Source organism: Bacillus cereus group sp. BfR-BA-01331 (genome assembly GCF_022663915.1).
GTDB classification, from domain to species: domain Bacteria; phylum Bacillota; class Bacilli; order Bacillales; family Bacillaceae_G; genus Bacillus_A; species Bacillus_A mycoides.
Genome location: NZ_JAKUGJ010000006.1, coordinates 191,805 through 213,962, shown reverse-complemented (window position 1 = coordinate 213,962; position 22,158 = coordinate 191,805). Strand labels below are relative to the sequence as shown.

Below are 22,158 nucleotides of genomic sequence, written 5' to 3'. Positions count from 1 at the left end.
TTTAATATAATTTTTTTAGATTTAATAAAGCAATTACATACATGGATAGACCGAAAAAAGCCCCAGCACAGCCCCAAAGTACAACATCAAATAAAGAGACAGAGATTTCTTCTGAACCTAAATAAGGAAGGATATAAGTCATAAATACAAACATTTGGAATCCCCAAAGTGCACCTGCTTTTAAGCCAGCTTTTTTTAATGCCTTTTTATGTTTTAAATACTCTTCTTCTGTTGCACACTCAGTATCATTTAGGCCCTTTTTTTTCAATTTAAAGATTAAATAATTAGCATAAATCATATTAATAAGAAAAATAAATATAGTACCTATAGATATTGTATGGTTCATAGTATCGACGAGTAACATAATAAGCATTACCAACATATTTAACCACCATAAACCAATTCCAGCTATAGCTAATTCTTTATTGATTTCTTGTTTTTGATACTCATCTCTTTCACTAATTGTTCCAATAAAATTATTATAAACTTTTTCTTTCCATTCAATTTTCATCATTTAATCTCCCTCCCAAAATAGGCTGTTTAAATCTGTTTTTAACGCTTTTGCTAATTCGATACATAAAGCTAAAGAAGGATTATATTTATTGTTTTCAATTAAGTTTATTGTCTGTCTAGCCACATTAACTTTTTTAGCTAATTCTAGCTGAGACAGGCCTTCAGATTTTCGATAGTTTTTAACGTTATTCAAATATAAACCTCCTATTAATAGTTGTAGGCTTCGTGTACCAAAGTGTCAAATATATATGACACTCTACACTTGGATAAATAAAATGTCAAATATATATGACAAAAATGAGGGCGATACAATTGGGGAATTTAGTTTAATAATTCAAATTAGTAGGAAGTTCTTTAGTAAAGGAGGGAGCATGAAATTGATGTTGTGTAAGATGAAAATGTATCATCTAAATACAAAAAAACTAATTTAAATTGGATTTTTCTTTTCCTTAAAACTATCTTAAAAGATAGAATGTCATATTTCTAATCATTGGTATTTTTGTTACAATATAAATGATTGTGTAAAACTTTGTAAAATGAGTGTAACAATGTAATTGAAACTCTTGTTTTCAGAAAGTTTTATATAGTTAAATATCTATTAAACTATAAGATATAAAAAGGAGCGAGAATATGTTACCAAATACGGTTCGTACTCCAAACAAGAAGAAGAAATGGATTATCATCGGAGTTATTGCACTAATTGTTATTGTTGCAGCAGTTAATATTTTTGTAATGCAAGGCAAGAAGAAAGGCGCAGCAACAACGACTGATGCTGTGAGCTTTGAGAAGGTGACAGAGCGAAAGCTTAATAATACGAAGTTAATTTCGGGTCAGGTGAAGCCAGGGAATATTGAAAGTTTCTATGCAGATCCGACTAAAGGAAAAGTGAAAGATATCGCAGTGAAAGAAGGACAAGAGGTAGAGAAGGGAACGAAATTATTCTCTTATGATAATGAAGAAATTAATCTTCAAATGAAGCAAGCTGATCTTGATCAGAAGATGGCTGATATGCGTTACGATCAAGGGAAAAAGAAGATTGATTCATTGAAGAAAGAAATTAAGAAGGTAAAAGATGGCGGGGCTGGGAAAGAAGTAACAGACCCAATGGAAGAGCAAGTAAGTGAGTTAGAAATGGCTCAGAAAACAACGGACCTTGAGAAAGAAAAAGGGAAGTTACAAAAAGAAGAGTTAAGTAAAAAACAGAAAGAACTTACGATTTATAGTAATTTCACTGGTGTTGTACAAAAGTTAGACAAAGATGCGGCACAAAGTTCATCTCAAGCGTTAGGTGGTCAAGGGAAAGCATTTTTACAAGTTGCTTCTAAAGACCCGTTCCAAGTTCAAGGGACTTTAACAGAGCTTCAAAAGTCACAAATTCAAAAAGATCAAACGTTCACTGTAACTGCGAAAGCAAATAATAAGAAAAAGTGGACAGGTAAGATTACGGAAGTAAGTGAATTCCCAACGAGTGCAGAGATGGCTCAAGCTGCTGGTGAGGGAACTCAAAATATGTCTCAATATACATATAAAGCAAGTCTTGATAGCCAAGATGGTTTATCTCCAGGTTATCACGTTTCTCTGCAAGTAAATTTAGAGAATAAGACGATGATTGCTGTTCCAAGTAAGAGCATTGTAGAAAAAGGCGAAGATGCATTTGTTTATATCGAAGAGAAAGGAAAGCTTCGTAAACAAAATGTGAAAAAAGGTTCTACTGATGGAGATTGGACAGAGGTTGTTGAAGGCGTAACAGTGGGGCAAAAGGTGGTTAAAAATCCTTCCGACAACGTGTATGACGGAATGGAAGTGAAAGAGAAATGATTACGTTAAATAATATTTCTAAAACGTATTATCAAGGTAAATTGGCAGTGCCGATTTTACATGGTATTAGTTTAACGATTCAAAGCGGTGAGTTTATTTCGATTATGGGACCATCTGGTTCAGGTAAATCAACGCTTATGAATATTATCGGTTGTTTAGATCGTCCAACAGAGGGCGAATATATACTCAATGATGTGAATATCTTAACAGCAGACGAGTCAAAACTAGCTTTAATTCGTAATGAATATATCGGTTTTGTGTTCCAGCATTTTAATTTACTGCCGCGTCTTTCCGCAGTGGAAAACGTTGAACTTCCGCTCATCTATGGTGGGGTGAAGAAAGCAGAGCGTCGTCAGAGAGCTCTTGAAGCGCTTGGAAAAGTTGGATTATCAGATAGAGTACACCATTTACCTAGTGAATTATCAGGTGGACAGAAGCAACGTGTAGCGATTGCGAGATCGATTGCAAATAATCCAACGTTCATTATGGCCGATGAGCCGACAGGTGCGCTTGATACGAAGTCTGGTGCACAAGTTATGGATATTTTCACGAAGCTAAATGCAGAAGGTACGACGATTGTTATGGTTACGCATGAAGAAGAGGTAGCGGCGTATTCTTCCCGCCGCATTGTACTGCGAGATGGGAAAATTACAGAAGATAGAAGGTGTGCAGTATGAGTTTACTAGATAGTATAAAAATTGCCCTATCTTCTATTTTAGCTCATAAACTGCGTTCAGCTCTTACGATGCTCGGTATTATTATTGGTGTTGGTTCTATTATTACTGTCGTTGCGATTGGGCAAGGCGGGGAAGCGATGCTGAAGTCGAAATTCGCAGGTTCTGGTGGTAATAACCTTATGCCAATTCAGTTTAAACCAGATATTAATGATGAGTTTGCTATAGGTGGATTTCAAATACCGAAGTTAACTGAAGAGGATATTTTGGAAGTAAAACAAGTGAAAGATGTTTCACATGTTATTACGACAAACCAGAATTCAGAGGTACTTGATGTAAATGATAAAAAAGCAAATCTAAATGTTATTGGTCTTGATAATGAATATTTTGCGGTTAATAAAGTAAAGGTCGTAAAGGGACGTACTTTAAATGAATCCGATATTTCTCATGCAAATAACGTTGTGATGATTAGTACAAAAACAGAAGAGACGTTATTTAAGGACGTAAACCCAGTTGGACAAATTATTGAGATGAAGGGGCAGCCAATGCAAATTATTGGTGTGTATACATCTGATAATGAGTTTATGGGATTTGAAATGGAAGAAGCGTTAATTCCCCTTACTTTATGGCCTGTTTTATACGGAACAGATGAGATTCAAAGTATAGCAATTCAATCTAAAAATGTAGACAATTTAGAATCAGCAGGGAAACAAGCTGTTGATGTATTAAATAGTCGTAAGCCAAGTGAAATTCCAGGTAAATATGAACTGGTGAATTTAAAAGAGTTCCAAGAAAATGTTTCTAAAGTTACTAATATCATGACGATGATCATCGGTGGTATCGCTGGTATTTCATTAGTCGTTGGTGGTATTGGTGTAATGAACATCATGCTCGTATCTGTAACAGAGCGTACACGTGAAATTGGGGTGCGTAAAGCGCTTGGAGCAACACGTAGTAAAATTTTATTACAGTTTTTAATTGAAGCAGTTATGTTAACGCTTCTAGGTGGTTTAATCGGAATCGGTCTTGGGTATGGAGGGGCATATATCGTTTCCACATTTGCGAAGTGGCCACCGCTCGTTTCATGGGAAGTTGTCGTTGGGGGCGTATTGTTCTCTATGACACTAGGTATTATCTTCGGATTAATTCCAGCGAACAAAGCTGCGAAATTAGATCCAATTGAAGCACTGCGTTATGAGTAATTTACTAGTGTATTAGAGAGAAAACTCTCTAATACACATTACCGTTCTAGTGGGCGGTTCGTATCCTCTTGCATGAGGATGTGAACCGCCCGTTAGAACGGGTTATATAAATAGAAGGAGGCGTTATGATGGAAGCGAATTTGAATACGCAAAAAGTTGGTGGAGAGAAGCCGTCATTATTTGGAATGATTACATCTCCTGGTGTACAGTTTGAGAGAATGAAGACTAGTAATGCGGTTTGGGGTGCGTTTTGGATACTTGTTTTATTAGGAGCAGTTGTTGGTGGACTTGCTGCTTATGTAGGCTCTTTAACCCCTGAGGCGATTAAGATGAATAAGGATTTGGGTATTAGCGTTACACCTATAATGTCGTTTGGTATGGGTGCAGTATTTGGTGCTATTGGTATGGCGATTAGTTTCTTTATTAGTGCAGCAGTGTATAAAATATTTATGATGTTAATGAGCAATGATACTTCTTATAAGAAATTATTAACGATTAGTGTGTATTCAAGCATTATTTCATTACTTGGTTTATTAATAAACACAGTATTAGCACTTGTTTTAGGCGGATCAGGGAAAGAAATGTATACTGGTTTAGGACCGATTTTCGCTTCAAGTGGTGGTGTTGCAAAAGGTATTGCAAATAGCATTGAAGTGTTCACGATTTGGGGATTTGTTATTACATGGTTAGGTCTTCAAATTACGGCTGGTTTAAGTAAAAAGAAAGCAACAATTCTTATGGTTGTCTTCTTTATCTTAACTATTGGATTTGGCGCAGTAAAAGGAATGTTCCAATAATAGTGATGTTTTACGTCACTAGAAAGAAATGCAGCAATTATTTTTATAATTGCTGCATTATTTTTGTAAGGAGAGATAAATATGCTTAAGAAGTTTTTAGCAAATGTTTTGTTTATGTTAGTCGTAACGTTGTTAGCTGTAGAATATATGCCGAATAAAAATCCTTATATATTTGTTGGGGTTACAAGCTGTATTTTAGCTACTGGTTTATATGCGATCGATAGATTTTTCAAAAGCGTAGCTAAAGAGTAATATAGTTTGCCAATATATAAACAAAAGGTTGCTTCTAATGTATAGGAGGAACCTTTTTTATTTTTACCCCTATTTCAAATACCCCTATTAGAATTTCAAATACTGCCTAGTATAATTTCAAATTACGGCAGCAGTATTTGAAATTACCCACAATGAAATTTCCTTTCTCATTTTATATTGTAGAGGTACCGCGGAATACTGAAGAGGTATACCTTTTAGAAACGGGCACTGTGTGAAGCCAGCGATTTTTGCAGATACGGTTGTTTTGTATGAAGGTATGATTGTAAATCAAATAAAGAGGTTAAATATTTACCAGGATTATGAAGAGTATTATCAATGTGGTTTAATTGGTCTTTGGCATGCTTATGAAAGGTATGAGGAGGAGAAAGGTAGTTTCCCTGCTTATGCTGTTGTAACGGTACGTGGTTATATATTGGAGAGGTTGAAGAAAGAATGCGTAGTGCAAGAGCGCTATGTATGCACGGACGAGTATGAGGAACGATTTGAGTGTGACGATGCTGGAACGAGGGCGAAGGACTTTATGAGTGTGTTAGATGAGAGGGAGAAGCATATCATTTCAGAGCGATTTTTTACAGGGAAAAATATGGGAGAGATAGCTTCTGAAATGGGGATGACGTACTATCAAGTGAGATGGGTATATCGACAAGCACTTGAGAAAATGAGAGATAGTGTAAGGGGATAAGAATAATAAGTAGAATGGAAGGCAAAGGAAATATTGCGTTCCATTCTATTTACTTTAAGGCAGTAAATGTGGCAAGGGGTTTTTTAAGTGTAGTGAATCTTTTATGTTCATTCGGGATAATATATGTCCAGCTTTCAAAAATTGTTGCTGTAACTTATGAGAGCCTATTTGTATTGTTATGGTAGTTCCGTTAAAAAAATGAATGTTTGCTTTGTTAGTTTTTTGGGGAAACTCTATCTCCTCTATATGGTTATAGAACAACCAAATGCAGTTTGGAGAAGAAGGAGATTCTGTAGGGAAAACGCAAATATATTCTTTGTGATTAATCGGAATTGGAACATTTTGTTTGAGCTTAAAGTTTATTTGGACTGCATGACGTCTACCTTGATAAGTAGAATGAACATGTGTTAGACAAGATTTCTTTATGAGTTGGATAGCTGTTTGGCAAGAGTACAGAGGGTTTCTGCTACTGTCGATAATTTTTGTCCGGTAATAAGGGTGTTTGCAAGGTTCGAGCATCATTGTAGAACTAGAAATAAAAATATCATTCTCATTATCCATGATTCTAAAATCCTCCCTTATAAAAATTGTTATTCTGAATATAATTATATACTAATTATGTAAAATTATTATTAATCTTTTGTTTCGTATTGTAAATTTTTACAGCCCTTTCCGAACGAGAAAGCCCATTGCCTTTAGGCATGGGATGAAAGTGAGGTTGGATACTGAGTACCACTAAAAATCGTAAGGTTCGTGGTACTTTAAGTATCCAAAGAATAGGTAGTTTCTTTGGGCCTGTTTGTTGTAATTTTTCGGAAATAAATGATACATTGTAACTATGATAAATGATTATAGAAGAAGGTTGCAAAGTGTTGGTTGAAGAGATATGTAACGATCTTGATATTGTTAGTATCGCAATGGAATAGGATACTAACCACGTTCATTTGTTTTTAAATACACTGTCAACACTTAGTTCTGCTGATACAATGGCAAAAATAAAAGGAGTAACATCAAAGTGTTTGAGAGAAGAATTCCCTCATCACAAGCACTTGCAAAGTTTATAGACGCGTTCCCATTTTGTTTCTACTGCTGGAAATGTATCAAATGAGACAATAAAATAGTATGTTGAGAATCAAAAAACAAAGGGGTGAAACGTATGTCACGGACCCTAACAGTGAAAGTGAAATTGCTTCCCACAAAAGAACAAATTCGTTTATTGGAACAAAGTAGCCGAGAGTACATTAAACTCATAAATTCACTTATATCTGAAATGGTTGAAACAAAGGAAAGTACGAAAAAAAGTACGAAAGATATTGAAGCGAATATACCAAGTGCGGTGAAGAATCAAGCAATTAAAGACGCGAAAGGCTTATTTGCTACAAAAGTAAAGAAAAGCAAGTATAAAATCATTCCGATTTTAAAGAGACCTGTTTGTGTATGGAACAATCAAAATTATTCATTTGACTCCACTCATATTTCAATCCCGTTTAAGGTAAAAGGAAAGTCAACTCGTTTAAAGGTCCGTGCTTTATTAATCGATAAAAAAAATCGCAATTTGGATTTGTTAAAACATAAGTTAGGTACACTTCGTATCACAAAGAAATCGAATAAGTGGATGGCCCAAATATCTGTCACACTTCCTACAAATGAAAGAGCAGGGACGAAAATTTTAGGAGTAGACCTAGGTCTCAAAGTCCCTGCGGTAGCAATCACAGACGATGACAAGGTTCGTTTCTTTGGGAATGGTAGGCAAAATAAATATAGGAAGCGTAAGTTTCGTAGTGTTCGTAAGAAGTTAGGCAAAGACAAAAAAGTGAATGCGATTCGGCGATTTGATGATAAAGAACAAAGATGGATGCAAGATAAAGATCATAAAATAAGTCGTGAAATCATTGATTTTGCAATTGCTAATCATATTTCTGTCATTCGTTTAGAGCAACTAACGAATATAAGACAGACGGCAAGAACAAGCCGTAAAAACGAAAAAAACCTACACGCTTGGTCATTTTATCGTTTGTCACGATTTATTGCGTATAAAGCAACATTAGTTGGTATTCAGGTTGAATATGTAAATCCGGCTTATACAAGTCAAAGCTGTCCGAAATGTGCTGAAAAGAATAAGGCACAAGACAGAAAATACAAGTGTCCATGTGGGTTTGGGACACATCGTGATATCGTTGGGGCGATGAATATTCGCTACGCAACTGTGATTGATGGTAACAGTCAATCAGCCTAAGCACCTATATGGTCTGGTTTAGGAGGGGCAATGAGATGCCCTCATCTTGAAGGCTGTTTAAAACAGAAATGGACTGCGAACGTTTAGTCATTCAAGAATCCCACCCGTAAATCCGTAAGGATTCGGGCTTGCGACTTTAGTCGTGGGAGTCTCAAGGTTCGTTTACAATCAATAGATGATAGTCTTTCTAATTTGCATCGCTTGTACATATATATGAAAATAGAAAAGAGTAGGCGGTGATATAGCATGAAGAAAAAGTATATTATTATGGCTCTAGCTGTTGTTCTCTTAGTTTATTTAGCAAACAGTAATCCGGGTAAGGGAGAATATACGGATTGGGCAGCAAAACAATTTATGAAGCGTAATGATGTGAGTAAGAAGCTAGAAGAGGTTGAGAAAGAAAACAAAGAGGGTATACTTGGCGACTTAGCATCGGCGGGAAAAAAATTGGCAAATAAGTATGTTGAACCACAAGTTGGATTATTAATTGAGCATTATACAAAGCGAAATGATTATATTTTCTTCTCAACATATACGACAGAGTTTGATTTAGGCGGAGAGAATTATAAGTATGTTTGTGTTGGTTTTTCAAACATCTTTATTCCAATTGAAATGCCGAAGAAAAAAGACGAATCTGCAAAATAATGCAGATTCGTCTTTTTGATTTACGGAGTGATTTGAACTTCAGATACGTTTTTTTCTATGAGGCGAGCCCCTTTTTTACGAGTATTTTCACTAATTGATGAAAATACAGATGAAGAAAGAATGGTATCCATTACTTGATTTACGACTAGTTCATTTACTGGTGTAATGGGATTTTCAATAGAAAAGGCAACTGTTTTTCCATCTTCTTTCACGAAAACTAACTCTAGTACTTGCATGTTTTATTCCCTCCTTTTAATTATAGATTAGAAAGATCTGACGTGCTTACAAGTTGTACAGTGTGAAGTGATGATTGTTGTAGTGAAGCAAGAGCACGTGCTACTTCATGTACTTTTCCTAAATCTGCATTTGTTTTTACACGTTTGAATTGCTTGTTCTTAAAAACTGTTTTACCGTTTTTGTCTAATCCTCCGTTTAATACAAGGCGTAAAGTTAAATCCATTACGATTGTTTCAACTGCCATGTTTATCACCCCCTTTCACTTTATAAATAGGGTGTAAATGTCATGTTTTGGCGTGAAATTTTTTCTTTTTTTTGGTACTCTTAAAAGACTAAGAGAGGGGTTTTCGGGAGAATGAATCGTAAATGGTTATTTTGGATTCCTGTATTACTATGGATGGGGCTTATTTTCTATTCTTCAGCACAGCCATATAAAAAACAGGATATGCGCTCGGATATTGAGCAATATGTAAATGTTGAGTTTGTGAAAGAGCATTTTTCATGGGTATCTATCGATTATGGCGGAGGTACGCCTGTTAGTATCGCAAATAAAGGTGTAGGTGGATTTGTTGAGTTTTTCCTTCGTAAAGGTGCTCATTTTATGGTGTTCTTTATGCTCGGTTCACTGACGTATTATGCTTTTCATCGATCGGGTTATTCGAGAAAAAGGTGCTTTGCATACACCCTCCTTTTCGTTGCGGGGTATGCAACATTTGATGAAATTCATCAATGGTTTACAGGAGACCGTACACCGATGTGGCAAGATTCATTGCTTGATACGTGCGGCGGGTTAACAGGAATTATAATAAGCAATTGGTTTTGGCATAGAAAAAGGAGCTAATCTCAGTTAGAGATTTGCTCCTTTTTCATTTATCCACCTTATACGCCAAGTAATTCTTTTAGTTCGTCGGTTGATAGTTCGGTCATCCAACTATCGCTTGTAATGACGGCGTTGTTTAATGATTGTTTTCGTTCTAACATTTCATCAATCTTCTCTTCAAGTGTTCCCGTTGTAATAAGCTTATGAACGTGAACGAAGCGTTTTTGACCGATGCGATAAGCACGGTCTGTTGCTTGGTTTTCTACAGCTGGATTCCACCAACGGTCATAGTGAATGACATGGTTGGCGGCAGTTAAGTTTAATCCTGTTCCGCCGGCCTTTAACGATAAGATGAAGATGTCATACGTTCCGTTTTGGAACTGCTCAATCATCTTGTCACGCTCTTTCTTCGGTACGCTTCCGTTTAAGAAGAGGACGCGCTGACCAAATGTTTCTTCTAACATACTTTTTAGCATGTTCCCCATGCCAATGTACTGAGTGAAGATTAAGCAACTTTCATTTTGGTCTTTTATATTTTCGATGAGCTCCATTACCGTTTTTGTTTTCATAGAGCGCTCGACGATATTTTGTGGTTCTTCTTCTTTCAAATAAAGGGCTGGGTGATTACAAATTTGTTTTAGCTTGTTCAGCATAAGTAATATAAATCCGCGTCTTTCAATTCCGCTTAATCCTTCTACATTTTGTAATGTATCTTGAACAAGTTGTTCATATAAGGAAGCTTGTTCGCCAGTTAGTGGACAATAAGCTTTCTGTTCTTGTTTATCTGGTAAGTTTAATGCGACCGTTTGATCTTTCTTCGTACGACGCAGTAAAAAAGGCGAGATAAACCGCTGAACTTGCTGGATTTTTCCTTCATCGCGGTCCTTTTCAATCGGTGTGACGAAGCGGCGCTGGAATTGTCCTAAGCTTCCGAGATACCCATGATTGATAAAGTCGAAAATAGACCAAAGCTCAGCAAGTCGGTTTTCCATCGGTGTACCGGTTAAAGCAATTTTGTGATTTGCTTGTAGGTTTCTTACTGCTTTCGACTGTTTCGTATGTGGGTTTTTTATATTTTGTGCTTCGTCTAAAATAACGGCGTCCCAGCATAACGTACTAAGTTCTTCTTCATCAAGCTGAGCTAATGCATAAGAAGTTAATATAACATCTGCTGATTGAAGAAAATCTTTAAATGACTCATCCTTAGATCGGTTACTTCCATAGTGTAACTGAACACGTAAGCTTGGTGCGAAACGCTCAAATTCTTTTTGCCAATTTCCAAGGACTGATGTTGGTGCCACAATTAATGCAGGACCTGTTTGGAGATTGTTTTCTTTAGCGTATAGTAAGTAAGTTATCGTTTGAATACTTTTTCCGAGTCCCATATCATCGGCTAATAATGCTCCAAATCCAAGCTTTCGTAAGTATAGCAACCACTCAACACCGTGTTGTTGATACGGGCGGAGTGTTGCTTGTAGCGAAGATGGTACATCTACTTTTGGAATATCTCCAATGTGCAGAAGTTTTTGGAAAAGCTCTTCGTAATATCCATCTAGCTCGATTTCAATATCGGTAAACGGACTATCGTCTTCTACAATTTCTGTTTCTGCCGTATTAGATAAATGTTGCTGCAACACATCTTTCATTTCAAGTCCATATTTATCGGCACGGTGCATTAGTTTTTTTACTTCTTCAATAAAGGCAGGATCAAGTCTCATCCATTGACCATTTAAATTGAAAAGACGTTTGTTTTGTTCAACGAGTTCGAAAAATTCGCTTTCTGATAAATCAATTCCGTCCGTTGAAATGCGCCAGTCGAAATTAACGAGCGTATTCATGCCGAAGAAAGACTGTGTTTGTGCTGTACTTTGCTTCAGCTGTACACGCAACCTCGGTTTTGTTGCTTTTAAATTTTGCCACCATGATGGTAGTAAAATTGTAATACCTGCTGCCAGTAATTCATTACTTGCTTCGGTTAAGAAGTTCCAGGCTTCCGTTTCAAAGAGTTCTTCTCGGAACTTGTCGTCCTCTTTTAGCCACGGTACGAGCTTACTGAATCCTTCTTGTGTTTCAAGGATACGTTCTTCGTAATCGTGCCATCGTTTTGGTAAGGAATCGATACTTTCATATACATATATGCGATGTGCACCACGTTTTGGTGTAACGATTGTTTCAAGCTTCCACATTTCAAGTTCTTCTTGCGGTTCTTGTAGTCTTAAGCCGACTGTAAATGGAAGATCATCTTCAATGTAACCAATTTTTCGAAGCCAATCTTCTTCATGTAGTGCTGCTTCCAATTGCCTTTTCGTAAAGTCGTAATGTTCATATAGTCTCTTTGCATCTTCCCATCCGTCATTTGAGCGAGCATCTTGCAAAATACTTTCGTTCACAGCGGCAGAGAAAAGAGATGCTAACATGTCATCTTCAATTGAGGTATTCTGAACTTTCCAAGATGGCTGCTGAGACCAATGCTTCATGTCAGGTGTGAAGCTGCCGCTGACGAAAGCGTCCCATAATTCACTTGCGTCCTTTGTAAGTGCCGTAATAGGACCGTTCATTTGCATATTTGCAAATGAATTCATCGGTTTATTTGCGATGTATTCAAATGCCTGGGCATTCGTTAACATAACGCCTTGTTTTCCCTCGTACGTTGCTTCTTTTAAAAACGTTCCGTAGAAAGAAGTAGAGTGCCATGCGAATGCATTTTTTTTCCAAGTTGCTACGGATAAGAGAGTACCGCTATCATCTTCTCCCCAAAGGAACCAACCTTGACTAACGTGCTGGAGCCTAATTGTTACTTCAGTTTGTATGATCATCGATTAATTTTCCTCTCCGTAATTCCTCTTGTAGTGCACGCAGACGTGAATGTAAGTTAGCGATATGAATAATGAAAGCATCCCATTCATCAGTTCGCTTCAGTCGTTTATAAAGCATACGTAATTTCTTTAAGTAACGAACGGCACGTTTATATGATTTGCGATTTCGCTCTTCAATTGCTTCCATTGCGGCATGGTGATAGAGAGGAAGTGCTGCTTCGGGCGCTTCTTTTTCAATATCTTTCAATGGTTCTTTCAAAAGTTCGATTACTTCGAATCCATATAAGAGCTGAAGTTCCGTCCATGCATGGTATTGTTTCTTCGCAAGTACATATTGTTCATAATTTGTGAAACTATACGGTAATAGTTCTTGTAAAATCATTTCTAATCCCGCTTGTTCATTCGTATGCGTTGCATATGTCTCATACATCATCACAAATAATCGAACGATATCTTGTATGAAGACGGTATTCTCTTGTTCCGTTATCGTTTCTTTTACTTGTTTATAAGTAAAGGAAAGCCAATCTTTAGCGCGGTCCCACTCCATCGCACTTAATAACTCTTCTAACCAATAGAAGTAAAGGCTCACAACAGAAGAAGGTTGTTTTTCCAGTAATTCCATTGCCGATACATCTTCACCGTTTAAAAAGAGCAGGTGAGAAGATGCTAATGCTTTGGAAAGTGGATTGATTTTAGTATCGATTCGTTTTTTTTCTTCTTGTAGCTGCTCTTCTGTTCGTAACAGTTCACCCCATACGTGACGATAAATGAAGAATCGCTCTTGTGTATAGGCATCGGTAGAGAAGAATGCTTCATGTATGAGCCGCGCTGTTTCTTCTAAAATCGGTTTGGATTCTTCTGGAATCGCCTCTGTTTTTAGGTCCCTAACGGTAGATTCAACTTTATCAACGAATAGGCGAACGACGTTAACTGGTTGGTGATAAGAATATAGTTTGTTTGCTTCAAATTCTTGAATTTCTTCTAATAATTTTTGAAAGCAATAAAGTGCCGCGTGCAACTTAAATAATTCATGAATAGCAACGATGCGCGGAGCTTTCCGTTCTAATTTTGTATAGAAGTCTGTAAAAAGACTCATAAGAAAATACATTTGTTTATAAGTGAGCCGCGCTTGTTCTTTTTTAAATGATTCATATTCATTTTCAAAGTATGTTTGCCAACTTTTATAATCCATTTCTTCAAAAGCTGATGATTGCAATACTTGTCGTGCAGTTCGAATAGGAGGAAGAGAAGGTTTTGTATTATTTTTGAATAAAGTTAATACATCTCCTACTTGCCCAAAACTAGAAGCTGCAGATAGTAACACAGCAAGCATATGCTGACATTGCGTTGGCGCGAAGCAATCGCAATAGCTTTCAGTGACATTACGAATCGGGATGTGAACGCTATATACACTGCCTTCAGCATTTACAGTTCCGGATAGCGTATAGCCATCAAAGTCAACGTTATAGACAACACCACTACGATATAGTTGCCGAGCTGTAGCGACATGCTCTTGATCAGCAACTTGCTGTGGATCAAGCCCTTGAACGAACTCATTCGCAATCATCATAATTTCATCTTTCGTAATTGAGTCTTGCAGCATAATATTCCTCCGTACACAGATTTCTTTCCTTTACCATTATAAACAAAAAATGCTCAAAACAGAAAAAATGAAATTCTAATTACACAATTAGAAAATCATGGTAATATATATAATGTTAATTTTGTATATTACTATGTAATTAAAAGGAGAGAATTTGTTTGTCAGATTTACAATCGAAGTTTGGTAATGGCATGAATAAGTTGCAAGAGGGACTTGAGCAAGGCAAGATGAAGTTGCAAGTAGCACAGGAAATGGCGCAATTAAAGAAGATTACACAAGAGAAGTTACAAGAAAAAACTGAAATTTTACTTGAACTTGGTCAAACGGTGTATATGCAACTTCGTGATGATGAAGTTCGAGTAGATTTGTTGAAAGCTATTGTAGCACCAGTGCAAGAGCTTGATGTTGCTATTTATAACACGCGCAGACAAATTTCTAATTTACAGAGACAAGAACAAAAAGGACAGTGTAGTTGCGGTGGTCCATTATCATTAAATGATAAATTTTGCGGGCAGTGCGGTAAAGAAAATGAGTTACTCCTTCAATCAAAAAATATTGAAAAAGAAGCATGTTCTTCATGTGGTGAACAAATTGCAACGGAAGCTACATTCTGTCCCGCATGTGGTATGAAGCAAAGTAAGGAGTGAGGAACATGTATTGTAAAATTTGCGGTTTAGAACAGCCTGAGGCAGTAAACTATTGTACACATGACGGCTCAAGTACGGATAGTATAGATAGCCATGTTATGTTAGTCCCGCAATCTTCGAAGTATTGCCGAACATGTGGACAGGAAAGTAAAGAATATGCTACATATTGTGAGAAATGCGGTGATTCTTTATTAGGAGTCGCCCAAAAAGAATCGAACATAAAGTTACCAAATGCAGGAGCGCAATTACATGTAAATGCATCAGGAAGTATGCTGAAAAAAGGATTATTCGGTGGTGCTTTTGCAATTGTATGTATGTTCATTGCAGGCTTCATTGGCAGTTTAATAATAGATTCTGCTATAAATGATGTAGTGGAGACAGCGGTTAGAAATACAGATGGTATGTTGAATATGACTACCATTAATCAATCATTTATTGGTATAGCACCATTAATTTTAATGTGTCATTTAATAGGTATTGAAATTAGCGGGAGCGGGGCATACACGATGTCATTCCTTCTTCATATCCCGTTATTCATCTTGGTAACTATTCCGGCACTTATATTAGGTGGAAGTGGATTTTTTGTTGAAAGAAAAAAACCTTCAATTAGTTGGCGAGAGAAGTTCATGACATCATGTGTAATTGGCATGATATACGGTATTTTCTTATGTATTGTAAGCTTTATGGCAAGTTCTTCTACATCTATTTCTTATTTCTATCAAACGATGACTATTGATGTTGTATATTCTCATGTTGTTAGTTTATTGTTTGGTATTATATTTGGCCTATTATTCAGCTTTATTGGTATGAGTATTGAAGCAGGACCGCATCGTATGCTTTCTTCTACTAGTCAGTTTGTCCCGTATGTAACGTCTATTTATTATAGTATAGTGACTGTTTTGAAAGGACTACTTATTACATTTGGTATTATGCTTATTACGATTTTATTTAGTAGTTCAAAATCAATGGGTCCAATTGATTTTCCAGAGAAGGCGTATAAAGTATTACTTTCTTTAGAAGCAACACCTTTCATGTGGAATATGGCCCATCTTTCTCCAACTGAAATTGAGTGGGGAAATATGGAGAGAGAAATGCATAGATATTCAGTCGAAAAAGGGCCGCTGCATGTATCGTATATGTCAGGCATATCAATACAGGGTACGTCTTTAAAAGACCTGGAAATCGCTAATGGTGCTAGTGCTGATCGTATAAAAGATATTGATGATTTTAATTCATATTTACATTGGTGGGGATTATTAATTCTTCTACCATGTATTCTACTAGTTAGGGCTGGAATGAAATTGGCTCAATATCGTATGCGAAATATGTACGTAACTATAGCAGTGTTTAGCGCTGTTTATACTGTGATGATGCTTTGTGTAAATGGATTAGCAAAAATTCATATTACAGCTTCAGGAAGTAAGGAAATTATGAAGGAGTTCGCTGGAATTTCTGGACCGATATTATCTATTCAAAGTAACACGCTATATTTAATAGTAGGTAGTTTTCTTATTTCTTACGTATTAACATTCGTGGGTATGAAATTAGTAAAAAAATAAGGGGGAGAAATACTTGAAGTTTTGTGGAACATGCAATAAACAAGTTGCGGATCATTTGAACTTTTGTCCTGATTGCGGAAGTAAAGTAGAAGAAATTGTTGATCAAACAGCTTCTTCTCATTCAGAAATGCGGAGAGAAACAAAGCCAGTGAAAAGTAAGAAAAACATGTTTTTACTTATAGGTTTTGTCATTGTTTTTGCTATTTTGTTTGGCGCATATAAATTCGGTGCGAGCAAGTTTTCGAAGGAAAAGCAAGTAAATGCAATGATTGAAGCATTCCAAAATAAAGATGTGAATGCAATCGATGAGATTTTGAAAGTAGACGATCCAACCTTAAAGGTTAAGACAGAAGATATTAAGGCGTATATCCGTTATTTAAAAGAGAATCCTTCTTATAATAAAGAACTGTTATCATATTTGCAAAGAGAGACAGTAGATCAAAAGTTAGCAAGTGATAAAGCATCTTTTAAAGATGGGAAAATTATAGAAGACGGGAAAGAATGGTTCTTGTATCCGAAGTATAAGTTCAGCATGAAATCGTATTACATGAATGTTAGCACAACTGCAAAGAATGCTGAAATATATGTGAATGATAAAAAAGAAACAGAGCTTTCTAGTGATAAAACTTCGAAAGAATTAGGTCCATACTTCCCGGGTGCTTATGTTGTAAAGGCAAAGGCGAAGACGGAACTTGCTGAATTAGAGACAGAAAAAGAAGTGGATTTAGCAGATGAAAAGAATGGGACAGTAGAAGTGAATTTATCACTTGAAGGAAATTATGTAACCATTTCGTCTGATGAAAATGATGCAACTGTATTTGTTAATGGCAAGAAACGCGGAAAGTTAAATTACGGAAGTTATAAACTTGGTCCTGTACCGACGGATGAAACGGTAGAAGTACATTTGGAGAAAAACGCTGAATTTGGTGTGATGAAATCTGAAAGTATTAAAGTTGGAGATCAAAGTACATATTACTTAAAGTTCCCAAAAGAAGCTTCTAGTTCAGCGGTTGGGGATTTTGTACAAAATCATATTTATAATAACGTGCGTGCAATTGCATTAAACGATTTTAGTTTAATTGAAAATAATTATGATAAGAGCGGGAAATCGTATAAGGAAGACCATGATTACTTACAATATCTACACAAAAAAGGAATCACAGAAGATTTATTGACAATGAATATCCGCAATGTAGAACGTCAAAGTGCAACGAAATATAAAGTAACGACATATGAAGAATATCATATTCGTTACGGTGACGGCTCTGTAAAATTCAAGAGCTTTAATAATGACCATATCGTTACTGTTAATGGAAATGGAAAGATATTGTACCATTCTCTTGGAGCGAATAATACGCTGAAATCAGAGGAAGTATCTGGTCCGACTCGTTAATATAAGAAAGAGGCTGTTCAATTTTGAACAGCCTCTTTCTTTAGGTAGCTTGCCGTTATTGTCAATCTTTGTCGGTAAATCGATATTCCATGTTGAACCGTTGATATAATTTTCTCTACTCGTGTTCATGAAGGGAAAGTAAAAAGGATATCACTTAGTTGGAAAATCCTACTAGGTGATATCCTTTTTTGCAATTAGAAGCGGGCTTCCTTTAATATCGCTTCTACATATGGATCATTTAATATTTGCTTTATGAGCGGTAGCATTTCTTGCTCGAATGGAATATCAATAGGGAATGGCTTTTGAGAGCCTGGTTTTATTCCGTATTGTACGAGTTTGTAATGTGTATTTTTTTCAGACTTGAGCACAATTAATTTATAGCGATTGTCATCGTTTGTTAGTGAGAAGTCAATTGCGATTGCATCATATGTGACATCATCTTTATATATGTACGGCTTTGGTGTACCGACCCAGTCTACCTTAGCTTGTAAATTCATGGACGTCACCTCCTTATATGTATTATATAAAAAATAAAAGCCAGCTCTCAATAAAGAGAACCGGCTGTAACTTAGCAGTCATTGGTTATTTTAAAATTTTCACTTTAACAGTTTTGCGTCCCCATTTGTTAGCAGCGCTATCTGATCCAAGTAGAATGTCGATACGGTTACCTTTAATTGCACCGCCAGTATCACCAGCGATCGCTTCTCCATAACCTTCTACCCATACTTTAGATCCTAATGGGATTACTTTCGGGTCAACAGCGATCATTTTCATGTTTGGGTTCGCTGTTAGGTCATGACCCATTGCAGTTAATACACGGCCGCCGTATGTGCCACCGTTTTCGCTCGGATGAGCTGTATATGCTGTAGCTACAACTGTTAACTCACGACCATTAGAAGGTTCGCTAGTTTCAGCAGCTTTCACAGCAGGCTTAGCAGCTGTTTTTACTGGTGCAGGTGCTTGAGCCTTAGCTGGTGCTGCAGCTTTAGCAGGAGCAGGCGTTTCTTGTTTCTCGATAACAGGTGCTGTACCTGTTAAGAAAGGAACATGAACATAAGCCGTTTTCCCGTTATATTCAAATTGTAACCACTCATTTTGTACTTGGTTCGTTGTTTCGATCATATCGTCTTTCTTAAGCGTTCCAAGAATTTCTGAGTTTGTGTTCGCTTCAGCACGTACATTTAATACGTTAGCTGTTACATAGTAAGAGTTCTTTGTAAACTCTGCACTTACGAATGCGTCTTTACCATCTAATTTGATTTGTGACCATCCGTTTTCTGTATTTAGAACATCTAATTTATGACCATTCTGTAATTTACCGACAACTTTTGATTCAGTAGTAGGGTTTTCTCGTACGTTTAGTACGTCTGTTGTTACAACAGTTTCTGCATTAGCAGATGCGGTGAAAATCCCAAGACCAAAAACTGCTGCTGTTGCTATTCCAATTAATTTTTTCATGATAGCCTCCATTGCGTTTGTTTTCGTGTCCTCATTATAGCAACAGATTTTTTCGGATTTTGGGAAAACACACAATTACAAACCATTCGTAATAAGTCGTTAACACTTTGTAATATAGCTAGAATGAGAGGAAAGCGTTTTTCATTCCATATAATTAGTAGGTTTCTAGTTATATTCAAAATATTTAATACAACATATTTTTTTCGGTGTAAATAAAAATATTACAGAGGTGTTACATAATGATTACTATACAGTTACATTCCTTGAGTATTTTCCCGTTTTATGGGTAATATAGTTATATAAACATAAACATCTCGTTTGTGAAGTTATAAACACGCGCTATATACTAGCAAAAAACCGCATAATTGTTACAAGAAGAAAGGGTTGTAAAGAATAAATCTGCCCTTTTTTAAAACTGTAACACATCCTTTTTTGGGAAAATCTCTTCCCATCCGCATTTTTCTCACACAATTTGACAGTAGTATTCCAATCTTGTAGCTCTTGCAGAGTGGAAAGGTTGTACGGAAGGTAAGGCTGTCCATAAGAACTCTAATTGGTGAAGGCAAACTTGAGAGAGCCGAAAGAAAATCACCACAAAAAACTATGGTTTTCTATCCGATTTAACATATCGGAATTTATGATTTTTACAAGAAATGAAACATACGAAGGGGGATTTGATGAGGAAACTGACGAAAACATTTATTGTCTCATTAACATTATGTATTGCATTTACACTTTGGGGGATTATTCCCGAATCTATTATTGGAAAAGGTAGCTTAGGAAATGTAACGACTGTAATTCAAGCTGCGTTAGTTAGTAAGTTTGGATGGTTCTATATTATTTCCGTTTCTATTTTCTTAGGAATTGCTATTTTCTTAATTGTTTCTAAGTACGGTTCGATTCGTTTAGGTAAAGATGATGATGAACCTGATTATAGTTATATGACATGGTTTGCTATGTTATTTAGTGCCGGTATGGGAATCGGTTTGGTTTTCTGGGGTGTCGCAGAACCGATGAACCATTTATACACACCTCCGTTTGGAGAGAGTGCGACTGAAGAGAGTGCACGTCTTGCACTTCGTTTCTCATTTTTCCATTGGGGATTACATCCGTGGGGATTATATGCACTTGTAGCATTATGTATTGCGTATTTTACATTTAGAAAAGGAAGAGCAAGTACAATTAGTGCGACAGTGGGTCCGCTATTTAAAGGCGGTGAACATGGCCGTATTGCACATACGTTTGATGTTCTAGCTGTATTTGCGACAGTATTTGGTGTGGCGACATCATTAGGACTTGGGGCAAAGCAAATTGCGGGTGGTGTTAGTTATTTAACATCCATTCCAAACTCATTACCAACGCAGCTAGTAATCATCGGAATTGTAACTGTTCTTTATATGCTATCTGCGCAAACGGGACTCGATAAAGGAATTAAATATTTAAGTAATGCGAATATTATTTTAGCGTTTGCACTTATGATAATTGTATTATTTGCAGGTCCAACAAACTTTATTATGAATTATTTCACTTCAACAATCGGTTCATACATTCAAGAATTGCCAAGTATGAGTTTCCGTTTAAGTCCATTAAATGAAGGCGGAAATCAATGGATTCAGTCATGGACAATTTTCTACTGGGCATGGTGGATTGCATGGTCACCATTCGTAGGTACGTTTATTGCTCGTGTGTCACGCGGGCGTACAATTCGTGAATTTGTTGTTGGTGTGTTACTCGTACCAACAGTAATTGGTGCGCTTTGGTTCTCTGTTTTCGGAGGAACAGGTATTCACATGGAGCTATTTGATGATGCAAATATATATGGACAAATTAAAGAAATGGGCACAGAAGTAGGATTGTTTGCGATGTTAGACCAAATGGGTAGTATGGGACCGGCTTTATGTGTGTTAGCCATTTTACTTATTTCAACATTCTTTATTACATCGGCAGACTCTGCTACGTTTGTTCTAGCGATGTTAACGACACATGGTAGCTTAAACCCACCAAATCGTATTAAAATGGTTTGGGGTATTGTTCTAGCGGCGTTAGCTTCGATCTTATTGTATGTCGGAGGATTAGAGGCGCTGCAAACTGCGTCGATTATTGCGGCCTTCCCGTTCGTATTTGTTATTTTCTTTATGATTGCAGCACTATTTAAAGAGTTGCAAAAAGAAGGACGCATGAAACAACATTAATAATAGAAGAAAAAAATTCTGTATATATAAATAGTATTAGGACTGCTGACATTCGGCAGTCCTTTTTCACTGTTCTATACTATTGTAGGAAAAGCATTACTTTGTTGCGGAATACTATAGATATCGGTAATTTAAAAAGAAAAATCGATATAGTTCGACAATATCCGATATTTTACACATTATATTCATATTTTTGACAAAAATATGTCGGAAATGTGTTGTTACTTTTATGTATATGTGCTATATTATTTCCTGTAAGCGATTTCAAATAGTTTTAAAGCGCATTCAAGGGGGACAACTAGAATAATGAAACGTTACGAAAGAAAGTGGAAGCATATTTGTTTGAAACGTGTGGCACATCGAAATGCCCAAGAAAGCACGGAACCAAAGACTGAAACTCGTAAAGAGCATCAAGAGAAGCAATTGGTTCTACAAAAATAGCAATCACTTTTTCGTATATAAATGAAGGTCGATCGTTCGTTGGGGGATGGACGTGAAATAACTTTCAGCTAAGGGGTATTGTCTGATATATATAGTATTACGGTAAAAAATAAGCACAGAGCATACGGCGCTCTGTGCTTATTTTTTAATGA

General features: G+C 36.4%; 23 protein-coding genes and 1 pseudogene. 15 read left to right on the top strand and 9 right to left on the bottom strand.

Annotation, left to right across the window (positions count from 1 at the left end; genetic code table 11):
* Window position 1: 1 nt before the first annotated feature.
* Together MR155_RS13825 and MR155_RS13820 are read right to left on the bottom strand one after the other, a co-directional pair.
* On the bottom strand, window positions 2-514 hold the full coding sequence (locus MR155_RS13825) for a DUF3278 domain-containing protein (RefSeq protein WP_242310213.1): 513 nt from the start codon (window positions 512-514) through the stop codon (window positions 2-4).
* The gene (locus MR155_RS13820) at window positions 515-706 is read right to left on the bottom strand and encodes a helix-turn-helix transcriptional regulator (protein ID WP_002089683.1); all 192 of its coding nucleotides are present in this window, start codon (window positions 704-706) and stop codon (window positions 515-517) included.
* Window positions 707-1,143: 437 nt separating this feature from the next.
* Between MR155_RS13820 and MR155_RS13815 the strand changes: the two genes are divergently transcribed.
* From MR155_RS13815 to MR155_RS13790, 6 genes are all read left to right on the top strand, one after another.
* Complete coding sequence (locus MR155_RS13815) at window positions 1,144-2,331, top strand: efflux RND transporter periplasmic adaptor subunit (protein WP_242310211.1); 1,188 nt, start codon at window positions 1,144-1,146, stop codon at window positions 2,329-2,331.
* Window positions 2,328-3,008, top strand: a complete 681-nt coding sequence (locus MR155_RS13810; protein WP_242310209.1) for an ABC transporter ATP-binding protein — start codon at window positions 2,328-2,330, stop codon at window positions 3,006-3,008. Before MR155_RS13815 ends, MR155_RS13810 begins: the two co-directional genes overlap by 4 nt.
* Window positions 3,005-4,207, top strand: coding sequence for an ABC transporter permease (locus MR155_RS13805; protein WP_002089681.1), 1,203 nt, complete (start codon window positions 3,005-3,007; stop codon window positions 4,205-4,207). The genes MR155_RS13810 and MR155_RS13805 overlap by 4 nt, the downstream gene beginning before the upstream one ends.
* 128 nt (window positions 4,208-4,335) lie before the next feature.
* Complete coding sequence (gene yknW, locus MR155_RS13800; RefSeq protein ID WP_242310205.1) at window positions 4,336-5,004, top strand: YknW family membrane protein; 669 nt, start codon at window positions 4,336-4,338, stop codon at window positions 5,002-5,004.
* Between the two features lie 81 nt (window positions 5,005-5,085).
* Window positions 5,086-5,256: a hypothetical protein gene (locus tag MR155_RS13795; protein WP_181777898.1), complete on the top strand. Its 171-nt coding sequence runs from the start codon at window positions 5,086-5,088 to the stop codon at window positions 5,254-5,256.
* Between the two features lie 232 nt (window positions 5,257-5,488).
* Entirely contained in the window at window positions 5,489-5,959 is a 471-nt protein-coding gene (locus tag MR155_RS13790) for a sigma-70 family RNA polymerase sigma factor (RefSeq protein ID WP_242310203.1), read from the top strand.
* Window positions 5,960-6,013: 54 nt separating this feature from the next.
* Here the strand turns inward: MR155_RS13790 and MR155_RS13785 are convergent, their stop codons facing one another.
* Complete coding sequence (locus tag MR155_RS13785; protein ID WP_242310201.1) at window positions 6,014-6,520, bottom strand: competence protein ComK; 507 nt, start codon at window positions 6,518-6,520, stop codon at window positions 6,014-6,016.
* A gap of 290 nt (window positions 6,521-6,810) precedes the next feature.
* On the opposite strand from MR155_RS13785, the pseudogene tnpA reads away from it, so the two are divergent.
* From tnpA to MR155_RS13770, 3 genes and pseudogenes are all read left to right on the top strand, one after another.
* A pseudogene (tnpA, locus tag MR155_RS13780) lies at window positions 6,811-7,080 on the top strand (IS200/IS605 family transposase); the annotation flags it as partial.
* Between the two features lie 35 nt (window positions 7,081-7,115).
* Entirely contained in the window at window positions 7,116-8,195 is a 1,080-nt protein-coding gene (locus tag MR155_RS13775; RefSeq protein ID WP_242310199.1) for an RNA-guided endonuclease InsQ/TnpB family protein, read from the top strand.
* 246 nt (window positions 8,196-8,441) lie between these two features.
* A complete protein-coding gene (locus MR155_RS13770; RefSeq protein ID WP_002034805.1) occupies window positions 8,442-8,840 on the top strand; it encodes a DUF4359 domain-containing protein in 399 nt (132 codons plus the stop codon).
* Window positions 8,841-8,860: 20 nt separating this feature from the next.
* Here MR155_RS13770 and MR155_RS13765 read toward each other — a convergent pair whose 3' ends face one another.
* Window positions 8,861-9,076 carry a DUF2922 domain-containing protein gene (locus MR155_RS13765; RefSeq protein WP_113936226.1) on the bottom strand — a complete coding sequence of 72 codons (216 nt, stop codon included), beginning with the start codon at window positions 9,074-9,076 and terminating at the stop codon, window positions 8,861-8,863.
* 20 nt (window positions 9,077-9,096) lie between these two features.
* The gene (locus tag MR155_RS13760) at window positions 9,097-9,321 is read right to left on the bottom strand and encodes a DUF1659 domain-containing protein (protein WP_002198819.1); all 225 of its coding nucleotides are present in this window, start codon (window positions 9,319-9,321) and stop codon (window positions 9,097-9,099) included.
* A gap of 111 nt (window positions 9,322-9,432) precedes the next feature.
* On the opposite strand from MR155_RS13760, the gene MR155_RS13755 reads away from it, so the two are divergent.
* The gene (locus MR155_RS13755) at window positions 9,433-9,918 is read left to right on the top strand and encodes a VanZ family protein (RefSeq protein WP_242310197.1); all 486 of its coding nucleotides are present in this window, start codon (window positions 9,433-9,435) and stop codon (window positions 9,916-9,918) included.
* 38 nt (window positions 9,919-9,956) lie between these two features.
* On the opposite strand, the gene MR155_RS13750 is transcribed toward MR155_RS13755, so the two are convergent.
* Together MR155_RS13750 and MR155_RS13745 are read right to left on the bottom strand one after the other, a co-directional pair.
* Entirely contained in the window at window positions 9,957-12,713 is a 2,757-nt protein-coding gene (locus MR155_RS13750; RefSeq protein ID WP_242310195.1) for a DEAD/DEAH box helicase, read from the bottom strand.
* Window positions 12,697-14,316 (bottom strand): SWIM zinc finger family protein, encoded by a 1,620-nt coding sequence (locus MR155_RS13745; protein WP_002068435.1) that lies wholly within the window; start codon window positions 14,314-14,316, stop codon window positions 12,697-12,699. The genes MR155_RS13750 and MR155_RS13745 overlap by 17 nt, the downstream gene beginning before the upstream one ends.
* Window positions 14,317-14,474: 158 nt before the next feature.
* Between MR155_RS13745 and MR155_RS13740 the strand changes: the two genes are divergently transcribed.
* Genes MR155_RS13740 through MR155_RS13730 form a run of 3 tightly spaced genes read left to right on the top strand, consistent with a single transcriptional unit; the run spans window position 14,475 to window position 17,915 of the window.
* Window positions 14,475-14,963, top strand: coding sequence for a zinc ribbon domain-containing protein (locus MR155_RS13740; RefSeq protein ID WP_242310192.1), 489 nt, complete (start codon window positions 14,475-14,477; stop codon window positions 14,961-14,963).
* A 5-nt stretch (window positions 14,964-14,968) separates the two neighbouring features.
* A complete protein-coding gene (locus tag MR155_RS13735; protein WP_242310190.1) occupies window positions 14,969-16,522 on the top strand; it encodes a hypothetical protein in 1,554 nt (517 codons plus the stop codon).
* Window positions 16,523-16,535: 13 nt separating this feature from the next.
* The gene (locus tag MR155_RS13730) at window positions 16,536-17,915 is read left to right on the top strand and encodes a zinc ribbon domain-containing protein (protein ID WP_242310188.1); all 1,380 of its coding nucleotides are present in this window, start codon (window positions 16,536-16,538) and stop codon (window positions 17,913-17,915) included.
* A gap of 194 nt (window positions 17,916-18,109) precedes the next feature.
* Here MR155_RS13730 and MR155_RS13725 read toward each other — a convergent pair whose 3' ends face one another.
* Together MR155_RS13725 and MR155_RS13720 are read right to left on the bottom strand one after the other, a co-directional pair.
* Window positions 18,110-18,412 carry a DUF3910 family protein gene (locus MR155_RS13725; protein WP_242310186.1) on the bottom strand — a complete coding sequence of 101 codons (303 nt, stop codon included), beginning with the start codon at window positions 18,410-18,412 and terminating at the stop codon, window positions 18,110-18,112.
* An 85-nt stretch (window positions 18,413-18,497) separates the two neighbouring features.
* A complete protein-coding gene (locus tag MR155_RS13720) occupies window positions 18,498-19,373 on the bottom strand; it encodes a cell wall-binding protein EntA (protein WP_242310184.1) in 876 nt (291 codons plus the stop codon).
* Between the two features lie 677 nt (window positions 19,374-20,050).
* Here MR155_RS13720 and opuD point away from each other — a divergent pair.
* Together opuD and MR155_RS31785 are read left to right on the top strand one after the other, a co-directional pair.
* Window positions 20,051-21,565 (top strand): glycine betaine transporter OpuD, encoded by a 1,515-nt coding sequence (opuD, locus tag MR155_RS13715; protein ID WP_242310182.1) that lies wholly within the window; start codon window positions 20,051-20,053, stop codon window positions 21,563-21,565.
* 306 nt (window positions 21,566-21,871) lie between these two features.
* Window positions 21,872-22,006 (top strand): hypothetical protein, encoded by a 135-nt coding sequence (locus MR155_RS31785; protein ID WP_002068447.1) that lies wholly within the window; start codon window positions 21,872-21,874, stop codon window positions 22,004-22,006.
* Window positions 22,007-22,158: the final 152 nt, after the last annotated feature.

What these genes read in the sequence shown, in the direction of transcription:
- MR155_RS13825 (WP_242310213.1), bottom strand. Translation starts at nt 514, where the DNA reads ATGATGAAAATTGAATGGAAAGAAAAAGTTTATAATAATTTTATTGGA.
- MR155_RS13815 (WP_242310211.1), top strand. Translation starts at nt 1,144, where the DNA reads ATGTTACCAAATACGGTTCGTACTCCAAACAAGAAGAAGAAATGGATT.
- MR155_RS13810 (WP_242310209.1), top strand. Translation starts at nt 2,328, where the DNA reads ATGATTACGTTAAATAATATTTCTAAAACGTATTATCAAGGTAAATTG.
- MR155_RS13805 (WP_002089681.1), top strand. Translation starts at nt 3,005, where the DNA reads ATGAGTTTACTAGATAGTATAAAAATTGCCCTATCTTCTATTTTAGCT.
- yknW (WP_242310205.1), top strand. Translation starts at nt 4,336, where the DNA reads ATGGAAGCGAATTTGAATACGCAAAAAGTTGGTGGAGAGAAGCCGTCA.
- MR155_RS13795 (WP_181777898.1), top strand. Translation starts at nt 5,086, where the DNA reads ATGCTTAAGAAGTTTTTAGCAAATGTTTTGTTTATGTTAGTCGTAACG.
- MR155_RS13785 (WP_242310201.1), bottom strand. Translation starts at nt 6,520, where the DNA reads ATGGATAATGAGAATGATATTTTTATTTCTAGTTCTACAATGATGCTC.
- MR155_RS13775 (WP_242310199.1), top strand. Translation starts at nt 7,116, where the DNA reads ATGTCACGGACCCTAACAGTGAAAGTGAAATTGCTTCCCACAAAAGAA.
- MR155_RS13770 (WP_002034805.1), top strand. Translation starts at nt 8,442, where the DNA reads ATGAAGAAAAAGTATATTATTATGGCTCTAGCTGTTGTTCTCTTAGTT.
- MR155_RS13765 (WP_113936226.1), bottom strand. Translation starts at nt 9,076, where the DNA reads ATGCAAGTACTAGAGTTAGTTTTCGTGAAAGAAGATGGAAAAACAGTT.
- MR155_RS13760 (WP_002198819.1), bottom strand. Translation starts at nt 9,321, where the DNA reads ATGGCAGTTGAAACAATCGTAATGGATTTAACTTTACGCCTTGTATTA.
- MR155_RS13755 (WP_242310197.1), top strand. Translation starts at nt 9,433, where the DNA reads ATGAATCGTAAATGGTTATTTTGGATTCCTGTATTACTATGGATGGGG.
- MR155_RS13750 (WP_242310195.1), bottom strand. Translation starts at nt 12,713, where the DNA reads ATGATCATACAAACTGAAGTAACAATTAGGCTCCAGCACGTTAGTCAA.
- MR155_RS13745 (WP_002068435.1), bottom strand. Translation starts at nt 14,316, where the DNA reads ATGCTGCAAGACTCAATTACGAAAGATGAAATTATGATGATTGCGAAT.
- MR155_RS13735 (WP_242310190.1), top strand. Translation starts at nt 14,969, where the DNA reads ATGTATTGTAAAATTTGCGGTTTAGAACAGCCTGAGGCAGTAAACTAT.
- MR155_RS13725 (WP_242310186.1), bottom strand. Translation starts at nt 18,412, where the DNA reads ATGAATTTACAAGCTAAGGTAGACTGGGTCGGTACACCAAAGCCGTAC.
- MR155_RS13720 (WP_242310184.1), bottom strand. Translation starts at nt 19,373, where the DNA reads ATGAAAAAATTAATTGGAATAGCAACAGCAGCAGTTTTTGGTCTTGGG.
- opuD (WP_242310182.1), top strand. Translation starts at nt 20,051, where the DNA reads ATGAGGAAACTGACGAAAACATTTATTGTCTCATTAACATTATGTATT.
- MR155_RS31785 (WP_002068447.1), top strand. Translation starts at nt 21,872, where the DNA reads ATGAAACGTTACGAAAGAAAGTGGAAGCATATTTGTTTGAAACGTGTG.